The sequence below is a fragment of the Arachidicoccus sp. genome (assembly GCF_050436765.1).
GTDB lineage: Bacteria > Bacteroidota > Bacteroidia > Chitinophagales > Chitinophagaceae > Arachidicoccus.
The window spans coordinates 1-1,345 of sequence record NZ_JBNQGD010000387.1; the positions used below are offsets into that span (position 1 = coordinate 1).

The 1,345-nt window shown below is 38.0% G+C and carries 2 protein-coding genes; both read left to right on the top strand.

Annotated elements, in window-relative coordinates; genetic code table 11:
- Nucleotides 1-172 precede the first annotated feature (172 nt).
- Nucleotides 173-901 carry a DUF6088 family protein gene (locus ACQR30_RS16295; RefSeq protein WP_429736818.1) on the top strand — a complete coding sequence of 243 codons (729 nt, stop codon included), beginning with the start codon at nt 173-175 and terminating at the stop codon, nt 899-901.
- Complete coding sequence (locus ACQR30_RS16300; protein ID WP_429736819.1) at nt 898-1,257, top strand: nucleotidyl transferase AbiEii/AbiGii toxin family protein; 360 nt, start codon at nt 898-900, stop codon at nt 1,255-1,257. The genes ACQR30_RS16295 and ACQR30_RS16300 overlap by 4 nt, the downstream gene beginning before the upstream one ends.
- Nucleotides 1,258-1,345: the final 88 nt, after the last annotated feature.

The window sequence follows — 1,345 nt, forward strand, 5'->3', positions numbered from 1 at the left end:
CCACAGATTATTTAGCCAGAAGGTCAAAGATTGTGGAATTGACATGGAAAGTATTTTTATCAATATAAAATCTACACAATCGCAAACAAAACAAACTAATTTGATAATTTTAAAATGTCAAGTTTTTTACACAAAAAACTTGACATTTTAAAATTAATGCTATCTTTGCATTATGGCTTTAGCAACACAAATACGCAATAGGATAAAACAACTTCCCGAAAGTAAAACTTTTGGATATAGCGATTTGCGTATTGCTAAAGAAGATTATAGCACAGCCGCCAAAGCATTAGAGCGTTTGCAAAAATCGGGAGTTCTTAAAAAAGTTTCTAAAGGTATTTTTTACAAACCAAAACAAACAGTATTTGGAGAATTACAACCCGAATACGACGAACAACTTCGTCCATACTTGTTTGAAAACGGAAAGCGTATTGCCTACGAAACAGGAACTTCATTATATAGAAAATTGGGGCTTACTACGCAAATGGCTTTCACTATAAAAATCGCCAGCAGGGGCAAACGAATAACAATCAATAGGGGCTCGTTAAAAGCCAATGCCGTAAAAAGCTATACAGAAGTAACCGAAAATAATTATGAAGCTTTGGGCTTGTTAGATGCGTTTAAAGATATTAAGCAAATTCCCGACACTTCCACTAGTCAGGCGACAAAACGGTTAAGTTCTATTTTAAAAGGATTGGATAAGAAGCAAACCGAAACATTGATAAAATATGCGTTACTTTATCCGTCAAGAGTGCGGGCTTTGGTGGGTGCCATTCTGCAAAATATCGGTTATAAAAGCAACGCATTGGATAATCTTAAACAGAGTTTAAATCCACTTACAACAATAAAATTGGGAATAAAAGAAAGTGAATTGCCAACCCAAAACAATTGGTATATCAAATGAAGTTACACGAAAATATAACCTTATACACTGATGCCATTCGATTCACTGCACAGCAAATGAATTTGCCACCCGAATACATTGAAAAAGATTATTGGGTAACATTTGCTTTATACAAAATCTTCAAAAATGAAATAGGCAAGGAAACTGTTTTCAAGGGCGGAACAGCATTGTCAAAATGTTTCAATCTTATACAACGGTTTAGTGAGGATATTGATTTGGTTGTATTACACAAAGAAAATGAAACACCAAATCAGCTAAAAAATAAAATTAGAAAGATTTTTGAGTGTGTGTCAGGAGTGCTGGCGGGGGTGGGGGGGGTGGCGCGACTTCGGGGAACCGGGAGGTTCTGGGGGTAGTGTGGGGTGACGGCGTAGGCACGGTCGGCGATAACCGCCTGAAGATCGGCCAGCCGCTGGATGGCGGGCCGGCTTTGCCGCCCAGCTT

Coding starts and splice junctions, on each gene's coding strand:
- ACQR30_RS16295 (WP_429736818.1), top strand. CDS start 173: ATGGCTTTAGCAACACAAATACGCAATAGGATAAAACAACTTCCCGAA.
- ACQR30_RS16300 (WP_429736819.1), top strand. CDS start 898: ATGAAGTTACACGAAAATATAACCTTATACACTGATGCCATTCGATTC.